The organism is Enhygromyxa salina (assembly GCF_002994635.1).
In the GTDB taxonomy this organism is placed as follows: domain Bacteria; phylum Myxococcota_A; class Polyangia; order Nannocystales; family Nannocystaceae; genus Plesiocystis; species Plesiocystis salina_B.
This window is the reverse complement of the sequence record NZ_PVNL01000055.1, coordinates 1-14,849: the sequence shown is the minus strand read 5'-3', so window position 1 is coordinate 14,849 and position 14,849 is coordinate 1. Positions and strand designations below refer to the sequence as shown.

General features: G+C 68.8%; 13 protein-coding genes. 10 read left to right on the top strand and 3 right to left on the bottom strand.

The features are described from left to right. Positions 1 to 4: 4 nt before the first annotated feature. Positions 5 to 379, bottom strand: a complete 375-nt coding sequence (locus tag ENSA7_RS14590) for a bactofilin family protein (RefSeq protein WP_106089896.1) — start codon at positions 377 to 379, stop codon at positions 5 to 7. Between the two features lie 615 nt (positions 380 to 994). On the opposite strand from ENSA7_RS14590, the gene ENSA7_RS14585 reads away from it, so the two are divergent. From ENSA7_RS14585 to ENSA7_RS14565, 5 genes are all read left to right on the top strand, one after another. Further along, complete coding sequence (locus ENSA7_RS14585; RefSeq protein ID WP_342352828.1) at positions 995 to 2,005, top strand: FHA domain-containing protein; 1,011 nt, start codon at positions 995 to 997, stop codon at positions 2,003 to 2,005. A 207-nt stretch (positions 2,006 to 2,212) separates the two neighbouring features. Further along, a complete protein-coding gene (locus tag ENSA7_RS14580; RefSeq protein WP_106089894.1) occupies positions 2,213 to 2,953 on the top strand; it encodes a succinate dehydrogenase cytochrome b subunit in 741 nt (246 codons plus the stop codon). Positions 2,954 to 2,991: 38 nt separating this feature from the next. After that, positions 2,992 to 4,923 carry a fumarate reductase/succinate dehydrogenase flavoprotein subunit gene (locus ENSA7_RS14575; RefSeq protein ID WP_106089893.1) on the top strand — a complete coding sequence of 644 codons (1,932 nt, stop codon included), beginning with the start codon at positions 2,992 to 2,994 and terminating at the stop codon, positions 4,921 to 4,923. A 2-nt stretch (positions 4,924 to 4,925) separates the two neighbouring features. Then, a complete protein-coding gene (locus ENSA7_RS14570; RefSeq protein ID WP_106089892.1) occupies positions 4,926 to 5,669 on the top strand; it encodes a succinate dehydrogenase/fumarate reductase iron-sulfur subunit in 744 nt (247 codons plus the stop codon). A gap of 222 nt (positions 5,670 to 5,891) precedes the next feature. Beyond that, positions 5,892 to 6,650: a protein kinase domain-containing protein gene (locus ENSA7_RS14565; RefSeq protein ID WP_181233739.1), complete on the top strand. Its 759-nt coding sequence runs from the start codon at positions 5,892 to 5,894 to the stop codon at positions 6,648 to 6,650. A 63-nt stretch (positions 6,651 to 6,713) separates the two neighbouring features. Here ENSA7_RS14565 and ENSA7_RS14560 read toward each other — a convergent pair whose 3' ends face one another. After that, positions 6,714 to 6,908 (bottom strand): hypothetical protein, encoded by a 195-nt coding sequence (locus ENSA7_RS14560; RefSeq protein ID WP_106089890.1) that lies wholly within the window; start codon positions 6,906 to 6,908, stop codon positions 6,714 to 6,716. Between the two features lie 132 nt (positions 6,909 to 7,040). On the opposite strand from ENSA7_RS14560, the gene ENSA7_RS14555 reads away from it, so the two are divergent. The 4 genes from ENSA7_RS14555 (at position 7,041) to ENSA7_RS43635 (ending at position 12,371) form a co-directional block, all read left to right on the top strand. Next, positions 7,041 to 8,027 carry a 50S ribosomal protein L11 methyltransferase gene (locus ENSA7_RS14555; RefSeq protein WP_106089889.1) on the top strand — a complete coding sequence of 329 codons (987 nt, stop codon included), beginning with the start codon at positions 7,041 to 7,043 and terminating at the stop codon, positions 8,025 to 8,027. Continuing rightward, complete coding sequence (locus tag ENSA7_RS14550; protein WP_181233738.1) at positions 8,024 to 8,752, top strand: RsmE family RNA methyltransferase; 729 nt, start codon at positions 8,024 to 8,026, stop codon at positions 8,750 to 8,752. The genes ENSA7_RS14555 and ENSA7_RS14550 overlap by 4 nt, the downstream gene beginning before the upstream one ends. Positions 8,753 to 8,937: 185 nt before the next feature. Then, a complete protein-coding gene (locus ENSA7_RS14545) occupies positions 8,938 to 9,621 on the top strand; it encodes an RDD family protein (protein WP_106089887.1) in 684 nt (227 codons plus the stop codon). Continuing rightward, positions 9,618 to 12,371 (top strand): HEAT repeat domain-containing protein, encoded by a 2,754-nt coding sequence (locus ENSA7_RS43635; RefSeq protein WP_181233737.1) that lies wholly within the window; start codon positions 9,618 to 9,620, stop codon positions 12,369 to 12,371. Before ENSA7_RS14545 ends, ENSA7_RS43635 begins: the two co-directional genes overlap by 4 nt. 13 nt (positions 12,372 to 12,384) lie before the next feature. Here ENSA7_RS43635 and ENSA7_RS14535 read toward each other — a convergent pair whose 3' ends face one another. Further along, positions 12,385 to 13,320 carry a DMT family transporter gene (locus ENSA7_RS14535; protein WP_106089886.1) on the bottom strand — a complete coding sequence of 312 codons (936 nt, stop codon included), beginning with the start codon at positions 13,318 to 13,320 and terminating at the stop codon, positions 12,385 to 12,387. 80 nt (positions 13,321 to 13,400) lie between these two features. On the opposite strand from ENSA7_RS14535, the gene ENSA7_RS14530 reads away from it, so the two are divergent. Then, the coding region (locus tag ENSA7_RS14530) for a signal recognition particle protein (RefSeq protein WP_106089885.1) at positions 13,401 to 14,849 on the top strand (1,449 nt) is incomplete at its 3' end.

Sequence of the window (14,849 nt, the reverse complement as noted above, 5' to 3'; positions counted from 1 at the left end):
CCACTCAGCCCTCGGCAGGAGCGCGAGAAACCTCGCCCACACCCACGCTGGCGCGGTCCCCCGACATCTTGCAGTGCCCCTCGAAGAACGACCCAGTCTCGATGGTCAAGTTCGGCGTAGAGAGGTTACCAACAACCTTCGCCGGAGCCTGGATCTTCAGCGACTCCCCAGCCACCACGTCCCCCCGCACATGCCCCTTCACAACCACGATCGACGCAAAAATGTTGGCCTCGACCTCGGCGCTGTCACCGATGATCAGCGTCCCCTCAGTCTGGATCTCCCCCGAAAACCGACCATCAATCCGAACGGTCCCCTCGAAAGTGAGCTTTCCTTCAAACCGAGAGCCCTTGCCAAGTACCGTCGTAATCTCTTCGTCCATGGTTTTTTAGATGCGTGGACGAGGTTTCTCGCCCACTTGCGGTGCGGCCAGGCGGACCGACAGGCCAGCGGGAAGCGGCGGTCGGAACCCCGGCCACCCAGATATCAGCCACCAGTCTCGCCCGCAAGTAAGGGTTTTTTTAGGCGTGGACGAGGTTTCTCGCCCACTTGCGGTGCGGCCAGGCGGACCGACAGGCCAGCGGGAAGCGACCGTCGGAACCCCCGCCACCCAGATATCAGCCACCAGTCTCGCCCGCAAGTAAGGGGTCGCGCAGGCGAGGTCGGGGCCGAGACAGTCAACCAACGGGCGACGGTGCCGGCCGAAGACGCGGTGCCCAGGGTTCCGACGGTCGCTTCCCACTGCCGGACCAGTCCACCTGGCCGCACCGCAAGTGGGCGAGAAGTCTCGTCCACGCCTAAAAAAGCCTCGCCCACGCCTATAAAAATAGCGTCTGCCGCGCTGGGGCCTTGGCAGGGTGTGTCTAGGGGGGTGGTCACGTGGGGCTAGAATGGCTGGGGTTGGCTGTACGGGGGGTTTTAGGACTGGTCGTTGGATCGGGGGGGTTGAAGACATGGAAAACGCGGCGGCTCTCCCATACGCTTCGCCGGCGTGTCGATGATCGAAGACAGCGGGCCTCAGCCACACACGGGTGACGAGCGGGCCGAACCTCAGATGGCGTTGGCTGCTTGCTTCGCCCAGGCGCGACCGATCCTCAATGCGTTGGTCACGGGCGTCAAAGAAGGTGACGCGGTGATCGTTGCGACGGATCAGAACGGGTTTCCGGTTGCGCAGCGTGTGGTCGAGCGTCCCAAGGACTTGCCGCATGCGGTGGTCATCGGTCGCCACAACCGCTGCGCGCTGCCGATCCCGAACGACAGCCGGGTGAGCCTTCGTCACCTGTTGTTGACGGGGTGGCCGGGGCAAGGGCCGATGCGGTTTCGTGGCTACGATCTCGGCGGTCGGGCGGGCGTGGTCCTGGCGGATGACAAGCGGGTACCAGGGTTCTCGGCGTATGGGCAGGTCGCGCTCGCGTTCGGCAGAACGTCACTGTTCGTGCTGCCCGGAGGGGCAGCCGGACGCGACATGCTCGCAGGTGACGACGCGGAGTCCTTCCGCAAGCTGACGGGGCTCGACACGTCTGGCGGTGGGCATCGGCTCGCGATCTCGGCCATGGCCGAGCCCGGCGTGGCGGAGATCGGCGGCTACCGACCGATCGATGTCGACGTGCGACCGGAGCCACGCGGGGTCCTGCGGCTGCGCTCGATCAAGGGCGGCAGCCGAGGGCGCTCGACCAGCCGCGGGCGTCGGCGCGAAGAGTCCGGTCAGACCCGCGAGCTCGGGATCGACAGCGAGCAGCTGCAGCGCGGCCTGCTGATCGGCCGCTACAGCGATCGCTGCTCGCTGGCCGGGCAAGGTCGCAACCTCTCGCGGGTCCACGCGCTGGTCACGGAGGAGACCCCGACCTCCCTGCTCGTCTACGATCTCGCCAGCACCAATGGTGTGCGCCCCGCTGGACAGAGCGAGGGTCCGAGCCACTCGGTGGTCCGACTCACGCCCGACGATCCGTGCATGCTCGGCCATTTCGAGCTCACCTGGGTCCCGGCCGAGAAGCCGATCATTCACTGACCGGCACTGACCGGCACTGACCGGCACTGACCGGCACTGACCGGCACTGACCGGCCCGGCCCGACGCGAGACACACGCACTCAGCGAAGCGCGCCGTCGAGACGCGAAGCGCCGCAGTCGACGATGTGCAGGCTGTCTGCGGAGGTTAAAATGTGCTAGTTCGGCGTCGCCGGACCAGGTTGCCGGTCAGCAGCGAGGATTGTCACGATGAGCAGCGCCACGCCAACGAGCGCCCGGCCCTTCGACCGACTCGTCAAAGCCCTGACGTCTACGATCTCACTGAAGATCGTCATGGCGCTCACGGGTTTGGTCGGGGTGGGCTTTGTTCTCTTCCACATGGCCGGGAACCTGCAGGTGTTCCTTGGCCGCGACGCGTACAACGACTACGCCGAGTTCATGCAGGGGCTCGGCCCGCTCAAGTGGATCGCCCGTGGGGGTCTGCTGACGGCCCTCGCGCTCCACGTCGCCACCGCGGTGGTGTTGATCCAACGCAACCAGCGGGCTCGGCCCGAGCGCTACGCGGGGCTCAAACAAAAGCAGACCTCGCTCGCGGCCATGTACATGGCGGAGCTCGGCATGGTGCTGCTGGCGTTCATCATCTATCACATCGCGCACTTCACGGTCGGCGTGGTGAGCACCGACTTCGGTGGCGTCAACTACTACGAGCTGCAGCAGGCCACCGAAGAAGCGACCCGGCGCGATCTCTACGCGCACTTCATCGTCAGCTTCCAGCAGCCGGGGATCGCGATCACCTACATCCTCGCCAACCTCGCGCTGGCGGCTCACCTCGCGCATGGCGTCACGTCCACGTTCAAGACCGCGGGTATCGCGGTGGGGCGCTGGAAGCTCCCGTTCGAGGTCGCGGGCCCGGCGATCGGCGTGATCGTGGGTCTGGGCAACATCTCGATGCCGCTCGCGATCTGGGCGGGCTTCATCGGAGCCACCTGAGTCGCCATGGCATCTCTTCGCACAGTCAGGTCACGGTCATGAAACTCGACGCCAAGATTCCATCGGGTCCGATCGGGGACAAGTGGGACAAGGCCCGCTTCGAACTCAAGCTGGTCAACCCGGCCAACAAGCGCCACCACAAGCTGATCATCGTTGGGTCTGGCCTGGCTGGGGCCTCGGCCGCGGCCTCGCTCGCCGAGCTTGGCTACGACGTGGACTGCTTTTGCTTCCAAGACAGCCCCCGCCGCGCCCACAGCATCGCCGCCCAAGGTGGCATCAACGCGGCGAAGAACTACCAGAACGACGGCGACAGCGTCTATCGGCTGTTCTACGACACGGTCAAGGGCGGCGACTATCGCTCGCGCGAGGCCAACGTGTACCGGCTGGCGCAGGTGTCGGTGAACATCATCGATCAGTGCGTCGCGCAGGGCGTACCGTTCGCGCGTGAGTATGGCGGCGTGCTCGCCAACCGCTCGTTCGGTGGCGCGCAGGTGTCCCGCACCTTCTATGCCCGGGGCCAGACCGGCCAGCAGCTGCTGCTTGGCGCCTACTCGGCGCTCAACCGGCAGATCGCCCAGGGCAAGGTCAAGATGCACCCGCGCACGGAGATGCTCGACCTGGTCGTGGTCGACGGTCACGCGCGCGGCATCATCACGCGTGATCTGATCACGGGCGAGATCCGACCGTGGGCGGCCGACGCCGTGCTGCTGGCGACCGGCGGCTACGGCAACGTGTTCTATCTGTCGACCAACGCGAAGAACTGCAACGTCACCGCGACCTACCGCGCGTACAAGCGCGGGGCCGGGTTCGCGAACCCCTGCTTCACGCAGATCCACCCGACCTGCATCCCGGTCAGCGGCGACTATCAGTCCAAGCTCACCTTGATGTCGGAGTCGCTGCGCAACGACGGCCGGGTGTGGGTGCCCCGCAACAAGGCCGACGTCAACAAGCCGCCCAACGACATCCCGCCGGACGATCGCTACTACTACCTCGAGGAGCGCTACCCCAGCTTCGGCAACCTCGTGCCCCGCGACGTCGCCTCGCGCGCGGCCAAGAAGGTCTGCGACGACGGCTATGGGGTCAGCAAGACCGGCGAGGCCGTGTACCTCGACTTCGCGACGGCGATCGAGCGCGACGGCAAGGCCGCGATCGAAGATCGCTACGGCAACCTGTTCGAGATGTACGAGCGCATCACGGGCGAGAACCCGTACAAGACGCCGATGCGGATCTACCCGGCCGTCCACTACACGATGGGCGGGCTGTGGGTCGACTACAACCTGATGAGCACGATCCCCGGGCTCCACGTGCTGGGCGAGGCCAACTTCTCGGATCACGGCGCCAACCGGCTCGGCGCCTCGGCGCTCATGCAGGGCCTGGCCGACGGCTACTTCGTGATCCCCTACACGATCGGCAACTACATCGCGACCCACTACCACGGTGAGGTCAGCACCAAGCACCCGGCGTTCGCCCGCGCCGAGGCCGAGGTCCGCGAGCGCCAGCGCAAGCTGCTCGAGATCGGGTCCAAGAGCGGCAGCAAGCGCAAGAGCGTCGACTACTTCCATCGCAAGCTGGGCAAGATCATGTGGGAGTACTGCGGCATGGCCCGCAACGCGGCCGGGCTCGAGCAGGCGCTCGCGCAGATCCCCGAGCTGCGCGAGCAGTTCTGGGACCACGCGTTCGTCCCGGGCGGCGCCGACGAGCTCAACCCCTGGCTCGAGAAGGCCGGGCGGATCGCCGACTTCCTCGAGTTCGCCGAGCTCATGTGTCACGACGCGCTGTACCGCGACGAGTCCTGCGGCGGTCACTTTCGCGAGGAGCACCAGACCGAAGAGGGCGAGGCCGTGCGCCGCGACGACGAGTTCGCCCACGGCGCGGTCTGGGAGTACACCGGGGTCGGCACCAAGCCCGCGCTCCACAAAGAGCCGCTCGAGTTCGAGAACGTCAAGCTGACCACGCGGAGCTACAAGTAGCGATGGACATCAAGCTCAAGATTTGGCGCCAGAGCGGGCCCAAGCAGGCCGGCTTCTTCGAGGATCACCGGGTCGAGGCCGATCCGCACATGTCGTTCCTCGAGATGCTCGACGTGCTCAACGAGCAGCTGCTCGAGGCCGGCAAGGACGCCGTCGCGTTCGACCACGACTGCCGCGAAGGTATCTGTGGGGCCTGCTCCATGGTCATCGACGGCAACCCGCATGGCCCCCGCGCTGGCACCACCGCGTGTCAGCTGCACATGCGCGAGTACCATGACGGCGACGAGATCGTGATTGAGCCGTGGCGCGCCGCCGCGTTCCCGATCGTCAAAGATCTCGTCGTCGATCGCAGCGCGTTCGATCGCATTCAGCACGCGGGCGGCTACGTCTCGGTGGGCACCGGCTCGGCGCCCGACGCCAACACGATCCCGATCGGCAAGCGCGAGTCCGACCAGGCCTTCGACTATGCCGCGTGCATCGGCTGTGGTGCGTGCGTGGCGGCGTGCCCGAACGCCTCGGCGATGCTGTTCGTCAGCTCGAAGGTGGCGCACCTGTCGCTGCTGCCCCAGGGCAAGGTCGAGCGCAAGGCTCGGGTCCGCAACATGGTCGCCGCGATGGACGCCGAGGGCTTCGGCGGGTGCACCAACCACGGTGAGTGTGAGGCGGCCTGCCCCAAGAGCATCAGCGTCGACGCGATCGCGCTGCTCAACCGCGAGTACCTGTACGCCGGGCTCGCACGGGATTGAGTACAGTCTCTGGTCGTTCGATCAGCTCCGAAATGCCCACGGGCGTGTCTCTCGGTGTCCTTTTGACCACTGTTATGGCCATACTTTAATCGAACGTATCGATTGAGACTGGGCTACCATAGCGGCATCTACACCTCGCACAAATCGCCGGGTCTACCCGCTCACCAGCCTCCACGCGCGGAGTCCCCCCGCAGCGTGTTTGGGCCGCGGCGGTTTCGGTTGTTGCAGAAGCTCACCAGCGGTGAGCCGGCTGAGCTGTACCTCGCCGAAGATCGCCACCTGCTTCGGCAGCTGACCCTGAAGCTGCTCCACGCGAACACCAACTACGATCCGCTCGCCGCCAAGCTGCTCGAGCGCGAGGCGAGGTTGCTCGCGCGCATCGACCACCCCAACATCGCCGCGGTGCTCGACCTCGGGCTGCTCGGCAGCGAGCTGTGCATGACCTTGCAGGCGGTGGGTGTCGATGGCCTCGACGACTGGGTCGAGGGCGGTCAGCGAAGCCAGGCTCAGCTGCTGGCCGTCCTGCGCCAGGCCGGCCAGGGGCTCGCGGCCGCCCACGCCGTCGGGGTCGTGCACGGCGACCTGATCCCGGCGCGCGTCAGGATCGATCGACTGCAGCACGTCCGGCTCGTCGACTTCGAGCGCGCCCGCGACCTCGCGCCCGAGCCCGGCGCGTGGGAGCGACAAGGACCGCCGCTGCCGATCGACAGGAACTACGCCGCGCCAGAGGCCCGCGAGACCGGCCGCCGCGACCAGCTCAGTGACCAGTACAGCTTCTGCGTGCTGGCGTGGGAGGCCCTCACCGGCCGACGTCCGCCGAGCGACGCGGATCACGTCGCGGGGCCGTGGGCCTATCGGCGCGAGCCCGCCTACAAGGTGCTCGCGCGCGGCCTGTCGGCCAACCCGACCGCGCGGTGGCCAGACATGGAACAGCTGCTCGACGCGCTCGAGCGAGCTGGCACCGGCCGCCGGTTTTTCTAGCGGCAGCTGGTGACGGGCGCGCTCGCCTCAGCGAGCCCGCCCGCCTCAGCGAGCCCGCCCGCCTCAGCGAGCCCGAAAGAACAGCGTGATCGTGAGGCAGTGAAATTCGCGATCGGAGCTCTGCGTGACCACGGTGTCGACGATCTCGATCTCGTGGGTGTTGGCGTCTAGCCAGTCGGTGATGCGCTCGCCGAGCGACTCGCGCTCACGTGCTTTGGTCGCAGAAAACACCTTCACTCCACTGTACGACGCCGACATATCCTGGTCCTGATCGGCCTCGGATTTACCACCCAGGCCTTCGATGTCAAAGGAAAACCGAAGCGGCGGAGCGCGCGGAGGGCCCTACGAGCACGATCCGCGTCAGCCCGACTGGGGTATAGAAACCCAGCCATGAGCGAACATGACGCGTGGAGCACTGTGCGGGTGGCGATGCCGCAGATCAGCACTGACGAGGTTTCGCTGAGCAGCGCGCTCGAGCAGCTCGAGGGGCTCGCGGCGTTGCTGGCGATCCGTGACGATGTCGGTGGCGTCGAGACCCGCGATCCCACGTGCATCGCGGAGGGGCCGGACTTCGTCAGGGTCGAGCGACCCGAGCTGATTGTCTACACGACACCAGCGAGTCGCGCGGCGGTCGAGCTCGCGGCGCACGAGCTCGCGGTCACGCTTGGGCTCGAGGTGCGCGTCGACGCGGAAGACCACCACGGCGACGACTGGCGCGACGCGTGGAAACGGCACTACCGATCGCTCTACTTTCGCGCGAGCGCGCGCTCGCTCATGGTCCGCCCCAGCTGGATCCCTCGCGAGCCGGATGATCCAACCTGTGAGCTGCTCCTCGATCCGGGTCGGGCGTTCGGAACGGGGCTGCACGAGAGCACGCGCCTGTGCCTACAGGCGCTGGTCGAGCTCGCGGCCGAGCGACCGCGGCGGGTGATCGATCTTGGCTGTGGCTCGGGGATCCTCGGGCTCGCGGCCCTGCAGATCTGGCCCGAGCTCGAGTCTTTGTGCCTCGCGGATCACGATCAGGAGGCCGTCGACACCGCGCGCGAGAACGCGGAGGTCAACGGCATCCCGACCGACGACCCCCGCCTCGAGCTGCGCCAGCTGGTGTTGGGGTCCGACGCTGGCGAGCGGCTCGAGCCGGCCCAGCTGGTGTTCGCGAACATTCGACCTTCGGTGCTGACCCCGGCCGCGACCGAGATCACCCGGGCCGTGACCCCCGGCGGCGCGCTGATCCTCTCGGGCATCCTCGAGGAAGAGGGTGATGAGGTGCTGGCCGCGTACACCCAGATCGGGCTGCAGCTGCGCGGGCGCCCGCGCGAGGGTGACTGGTGTGCGCTGGTGCTCGAGCGCCCCCGAGCCGGGTCGGCAAGCAGGTGAGCGTTCGCGCGTTCGCGCCGGCTGGAGCTGAACCGCTGCAAGCTGGGATCACGCTCGAGCTCGACGACGAGGAGTCGCGCTACCTCGTCAAGGTCCGGCGGGTCCGGGTCGGCGAGGCGATCGAGCTGTTTGATGCTGGCGCCGTCTGGCTCGCGCGCCTGGTGACCCACGGTCGGCGCGTCCGCGTGGAGATCGACGGGCCGCGCCCGCTCGGCGCGACGCCCCTCGCCCGCGTGCTGCTGCTCGGCCTGCCCGACGCCCCAGCCACGCTCGAGTCGATCACGGGGGCGTGCGAGCTCGGGGCGACCCAGGTGGTGTTGGTTCGCTGTGAACGAAGCGCGGGTCACGTGCCGTCGGCGGGCCGGCTCGAGCGAGTCATGCGAGCCGCGATGCGCCAGTGCGGGCGCCCCTCACCGCCCGAGCTGCTGGGCGGGCCCCCGGCCGAGCCGTGGTCGCTGCCCGACGCCCTCGCCCACCAACCCGAGCTGCCCGGTGTGTTCGGGGAGCCGCACGCGAACGACAAGACGTTGCCCCCAGGTCTGACCGAGCGCCCCGGAGGGATGCGCCTGCTGGTCGGCCCCGAGGGTGGGCTGTCTGCCCGTGAGGTCGAGGCCGCCACGGCTGCGGGGTTTGTGGCGACCCAGCTCGGGCCGTGGGTCCTGCGGACGCCGACGGCCGCGGTCGCCCTGCTCGCTCGGTTTGGCTCGTGGCCTCAGACCCACTAGCGCTGGCGCGTGAGCATGCGCCGCGGGCCGGCTCTGGCACCGGTGCGCGGCGTCGCTGGCGGTGATAGTGTGCCCGGCGTGCGCCACCGGCCCCCGACGCGCCATGCCGCAACCGGGCAGGCGGCTCGCCTGCAGCCCCACGAAGTGGCACGAGCAACCCACCACCCGCGAAGCGGAGCGCCCGCGTGAGCATCGAGCAGCCAGCGACTGATCCGGTTGCCACGCCGATCGCCGCGCCAGTCGAGCGCGCGCCCAAGCGCGTGCCGATCCGGCGCCGCCCCATGCCATGTCCGCACTGCGACGCCGAGCTCGACCGTGAGCTCGCCGCTGCCGCGTCCGCAGCCTGCCCGCACTGTAGTGGCCCGCTCCTGCCGGTCGAGGTCGCCGGGTTCTGGCGTCGGTGCGCCGCGGGCCTGGTCGATCTCGCCCTGCTCACCGTCACCGCTGGGCCGATCGCCTGGGGCCTGCATCGACTGATCGGCTCGGTGTCGCTCGCACCCGGTGCCCGCGGGCTCGACTTCGCGCTGACCGTGTTCGCGACCGACCTCAGCACGCTGCTGCTGCGCGCGGGCCCGATCCTGGTGCTCGCGGGGCTGTACCTGATGATCAGCGTGGCGTGGTCCGGTCGCACGCTCGGCCAGCGGCTGGTCTCGGTTCGCATCGTCGATCGTCACGGCCAACCACCGAGCGTGCTGATCGCCGGCCTGCGCACGCTCGCGCAGCTGGCGGGGACCTTGGCCGCGGCGCTCGGTCCCGCATGGATCGCGTTCAGCAGCGAGCGCCGAGCCATCCACGACCTCGTCTCGGGTACATATGTGGTCCGCGCAGCGAAAGTCATCCGCGCAGCGGGGGTGGTCAGGTCCGCGTGAGCCAGCTGCTTCAGCACCTGCGCGCGACCGGCATGGTCGACGAACAGGCCCTTCAGTCGGCGGTTCGCCGTCAGCAGATCTACGGCGGCTCGCTCGACACCGTGCTGCTCGAGCTCGACCTGCTCGACCCGCCCGCGCTGAGCCAGGCGATCGCCGCGGCCAACGGCTGCGATCCCGTCCCTGTCGCGCTGCTCGAGCCCGGCCCCGAGCGCCCCTGGGCCGCGCTGCCGCAGGCGCTGCTGGACCTCGGCTGGGCCATGCCGCTGCGCCGCCACATGGCGTACGTCCAGGTTGCGATCCACCCCGAGATCCCGCCCGAACAGCGCGGCGAGCTCGAGCGCTCGGTCGAGCACCTGCAGGTGTTCGCAACCTGCGAGGCCGGCCTGGCCAAGCTCGCGGCCGAGCGACGCGCGTCGGTCATGCCCCAGCGCTACGCGGTGTTGGCCGTGCGTTGGGTTCAGACGCTCGCGCGCCTGCAGCCCGCCCCCGAGCCAGAGCCAGAGCCAGAGCGCGATCCGGCCGCCCCCGCGCCGTGGATGACCGCGGCGCCCAACACCGCTCCCTACAAGATCCCCTCGCCGCAAGCGCTGACGACCAGCAAGTCCGACCCCGTGTTCAAGCCCGCGGGCTTCGGTCAGCAACCAAGCTTCGCTCAGGACGGGTCGCAAGATCCCTCGGGCCCGGTCAAGCGCAGCCCCACGTTTTTGTACGGTCTGCCCGTCGACGATGACGACGACGACTCACCACCGCCCGCGAGCGAGCCAGAGCCAGAGCCAGAGCCAGAGCCAGAGCCAGAGCCAGAGCCGCCCGCGGTCCCAGCGTCGACGCCCGACGAAGACACGCCCACCCCACGACCCCCGCTCGACCGCGGCGCGACGCCTCGGCCCAGCGCGTCGCTGCCCGAGCGGCTCGCAGATCCGCGCGGCGCGATCGAGGCCGCGACGAGTCGCGATCAAGTCACCGGGGCGTTGGTCCGCGCCGCCCTGGTTCTGAGCCCACGGGTGGCGCTGTTCGGGATCAAGCGCGAGGGTCTGCGCGGGCTCGACTCCCCCGGCCAGATCCCCGGCACCGAAGATCAGCTCGTCGAGTTCAGCCCCAAGGTCGAGGCCGCCGTCGAAGGTCACGAGACCATGGAGCGGGTGACCGACCTGGATCTGCGCATCGCGGTCGGCCAGGAGATGGCCGTCCCCTGCATGTTCGTGCCGGTCAAGGTCCACGACCGACCGGTGCTGATGCTGTACCTCGATCGCGCTGGCGATGCCTTCACCGCCGAAGAGATCGAGGCAGGGGCTGATCTGTGTGAGAGCGCCGGGCAGGCGCTCGAGGGCGTGCTTCGACGCATGCGTGGTGAGGACGACCCACCACCAGCCGGGCAACCCAGCGCCCCCGCGCAGGTGATCCCACCGCCAACGCCGACGCCACCCCCCGCGCCCGCGGTCCCACCGAGCAAGCCGAGCGTGTTTGCGCCACCGGGTGGTCTGCTGCCGCCGGGCGTGTTCAAGCCGCCCGCGACGTTCCAGCCGCCGGGCGCCGTCAAGCCATTCGCGGCTCCCTCTGCGAGTCCGGCCCCGAGTCCGGCCGTCGCACCCGCGCCGCCGATCCCCGCCGCCGCCCCGCCGAGCTCGCCCAGCGTCCCAGCTGCCGCAACGCCAGACATCCCGCCGGTTCGCGTCAAGCCGCCGGTCCGGCAAGAGCCCCCGCCGAGCTCCAGCCCATCGCCAACGCCTGCGGTGTTGGACAAGCCACCCGTGCGGCCCCGGCCGGCCCCGAGCGAGCCTGAACCAACGCCTGCTGCGCCCGCCCTGACCTCGCTGTCACCTCCGTTCGGCCAGCGCGACAATGGCTCGATCCGCGGCCGCATCCAGCTCGACGACGAAGATCGTCCGCGCAAGCCCGACACCAAGGCGCGAGAGATCGACGCCGCGATCCTCTCGGCGACCCGGGGAGACAGCTCGGCGATCCAACACCTGCGCGAGATCGGCGAGCTGGCGATGCGCCGGGTCGCCAAGCAGTTCCCCGGCGAGCTCGACGTCCACCGCCGCGATCTCGACACCCTGCCGCCGCTGCCTGCTCACGGCGCGCTGATCCGGGTCGCGCTCGAGCTCGGCGACGTGCTCGGCCCCTACCTCGTCGAGGTCATCACCCACCCCAACCCCACGGTTCGGTTCTACATCGCGTTCGTGTTCATGGAGCTGCGCCACGAGCTCGCAATTCCGGCGCTGGGTGAGCTTGCGTTCGATCCCGACGCCGACGTGCGGGCCATCGCGATGCGGGTGCTCGAGACCTACTCGGGAGAGCCGCGCTTCAACGACACGATCAAGGTGATCCGCGCCGAGCTCGACAGCCCCAACCGCACGCGCCAGCTGCACTCGACCCGGGCGATCGGGACCGTCCGCGACATCGCGGCGGTGCCCAAGCTGATCGATCTGCTGACCAGCAAAGAGCGCTACATCCAGGAGGCCTCGCTCGAGTCGCTGTGCTCGATCACAGGCCAGCAGCTGGGCCTCAAGCCGCACCGCTGGCACGCCTGGTACGCCGACAACCATCAGCACCACCGCATCGAGTGGATCATGTCGAGCCTGGCGCACAAGGATCTGTCGGTCCGGCGCTGGGCCGCCGACGAGCTGCGGCGAATCACCGGTCAGCGCATCAACTTCCTCGCGGCCGGCAACAAGCAAGAGCGCGAGATCGGGATCCGCAAGTGGGTCGAGTGGTGGAGCGCGCGGGGTCGGGCGGAATTTCGCGGCTGACCACGAACGCTGATCACGACGCGCGGCGCGGCAGCCCCAGCGCGACCCCAGCGATCAACAACAGCGCCCCCGCGAGCTCGCGCGTGGCCGGAACCTCGCTCAGCAGCACCCACGCGAGCAGACCCGCGCCCGCTGGCTCGAGCAGCGCCGCGAGGCTGACCACGTGAACGGGGACCCGGCGCACCGCCCAGTTGAGCAGCCCGTGGCCGATGATCCCGGGCACCAGGCCGAGCCACAGGACCGCCAGATAGTCAGCCTGCGCGACCCCAGCCGGAACCAGCGCAGCACCCCGCGTTAGCGCGAACATCCACAGCGCGCTCGCGGCCACCAGGTTCACGCACACGAAGTAGCCCTCGACCGGGAGCGCGTCGCCGAGCTGCGCGTGGACCTTGCGGCCGATCGCCAGATACAGCGCCGCGGTCACGGCCCCCGACAGCGCCAGCAGATCCCCCAGCCACGCCTGGTCCGAGCTCGGCGCGCCGGGCTCGACCATGACCAGCGTCCCCGCGATCGCCACCGCGCTGCCGACATACAGACGCAGCGGCGCCCGATCCCCGATCGCCCGCGCAAACAGGCCCGCGAACAGCGGCGTCGTCGAGACCAGCGCGACCGAGCGGACCACCGAGGTCATGCTCAGCGACGCGATCCAGGCCCCGAAGTGGGCCGCGAGACACAGCCCGGCGACGATCGTCCACAGCGCCTCGGGTCGCGAGCCGGCCAGCAATCGCAGCGTCCGCGCCGTCGCCCGGTGGGTGACCAGCGCGAGCACGGTCGCGCTCACGCTCACGCGCAGGCAGGCGATGACCTCGGGCCCGAGCGGCGCCGCGAGCCGGATCACCGGAGCCGCCGACGAGATCGCCAGCACCGCCGCCCCCACGCCGAGCGGCACCATCGCAGTCGGGGCCGCGGTCGGGGGCGCGGTCGGGGGCGCTGCGAGGGCCTCGCTCACCTGAACAGCCTCGCACTGGCCCCAGGGGGCCACAAGCGCCGCTGTCGGAGCTGGCCAGCTTCTATGCTATCCAACCCCTCGTGTTCGAGACCATCTCCAAGGGTTTTCGGGCAGCCCGCGAGCGACTGACTGGCAAGGGCGAGCTCAGCGAAGAAGTCGTCGACGCTGCGCTGAAGGACGTTCGCCTGAGCTTGCTCGAGGCTGACGTCGAATTTCGCACGGTCAAGAAGTTCCTGCGCGCCGTCAAAGAGCGAGCGCTCGGTGAGCAAGTCCAGCTGGTTGCGAAGGGCAAGGACAACAAGAAGGTCCGGGTCCGCCCCGAGGATCACTTCGTCCAGATCTGCCACGACGCGCTCGTCGAGCTGATGGGCCCGGTCGACACCACGCTCGCCCGCGCGAGCAAGGGCATCACCGGGATCATGATGGTCGGGCTGCAGGGCTCGGGTAAGACCACCACGACCGGCAAGCTCGCGCGCAAGCTGCAAAAGGACGGTCACTCGGTCATGCTGGTCGCGGCCGACGTCTACCGCCCCGCCGCGATCCACCAGCTGCAGGTGCTGGGCGAGCGGCTTGGCGTGCCCGTGTTTGCGCGCCCCGGGGCCAACCCGGTCGACATCTGCCGCGACGCCACCGAGGCCGCCGCCGCCAAGAGCGTCGACTTCGTCATCTATGACACCGCCGGTCGCCTGACGATCGACGACACGCTCATGGCCGAGCTCGAGAACATCGAGTCGAGCGTGCACCCGGCCAACATCTTCTTGGTCATCGACGCGATGATCGGCCAAGACGCGGTGACCACCGCCAAGGCGTTCGACGAGCGCCTCAACCTGACCGGCGTGATCCTGACCAAGCTCGACGGTGACGCCCGCGGCGGCGCGGCGCTGTCGATCAAGGCCGCGACCGGCAAGCCGATCAAGTTCTTGGGCATGGGCGAGAACCTCGACAAGCTCGAGGAATTCCGACCCGAGGGCCTCGCCGGCCGAATCCTGGGCATGGGCGACCTGGTCGGCCTCATGCAGGACTTCCAGGAGGTCGTCGACGAGGAGAAGGCCACCGCCGACGCCGAGAAGATGCTCGGCGGCGGGTTCGGGATGGACGACTTCCTGGCCCAGATCAAGACCATCCAGTCGATGGGCTCGATGAAGGACCTGATGGCCAAGATGCCGATGGGTCAGCTGTTTGGCGGCGACATTCCGGACGAGGTGCTCGAGCAGGCCGCTGACGACAATGAGCTCGTCAAGATCGAGGCGATGATCAACTCGATGACTCGGCGCGAGCGCCAAGATCCCGAGCTGTTCTTGCAGGAGAGCGCGCGCTCGAGCACGCCCGCTATTGCGAAGTTGACCCGTCGGAACAAGCGGCCTCGCAAGCCCAAGTCTCCTGATCAGCTGGGGCCGGAGGACTTTGTGGTTAGTCGGCTGCAGCGGGTCGCGGGCGGCTGTGGGCATCAGCCTGACGATGTGCTTGCGTTGGTCTCGCGCTTTATGGTCATGCGGGACATGTTTGGCATGTTGGGGGATCTCATGGGG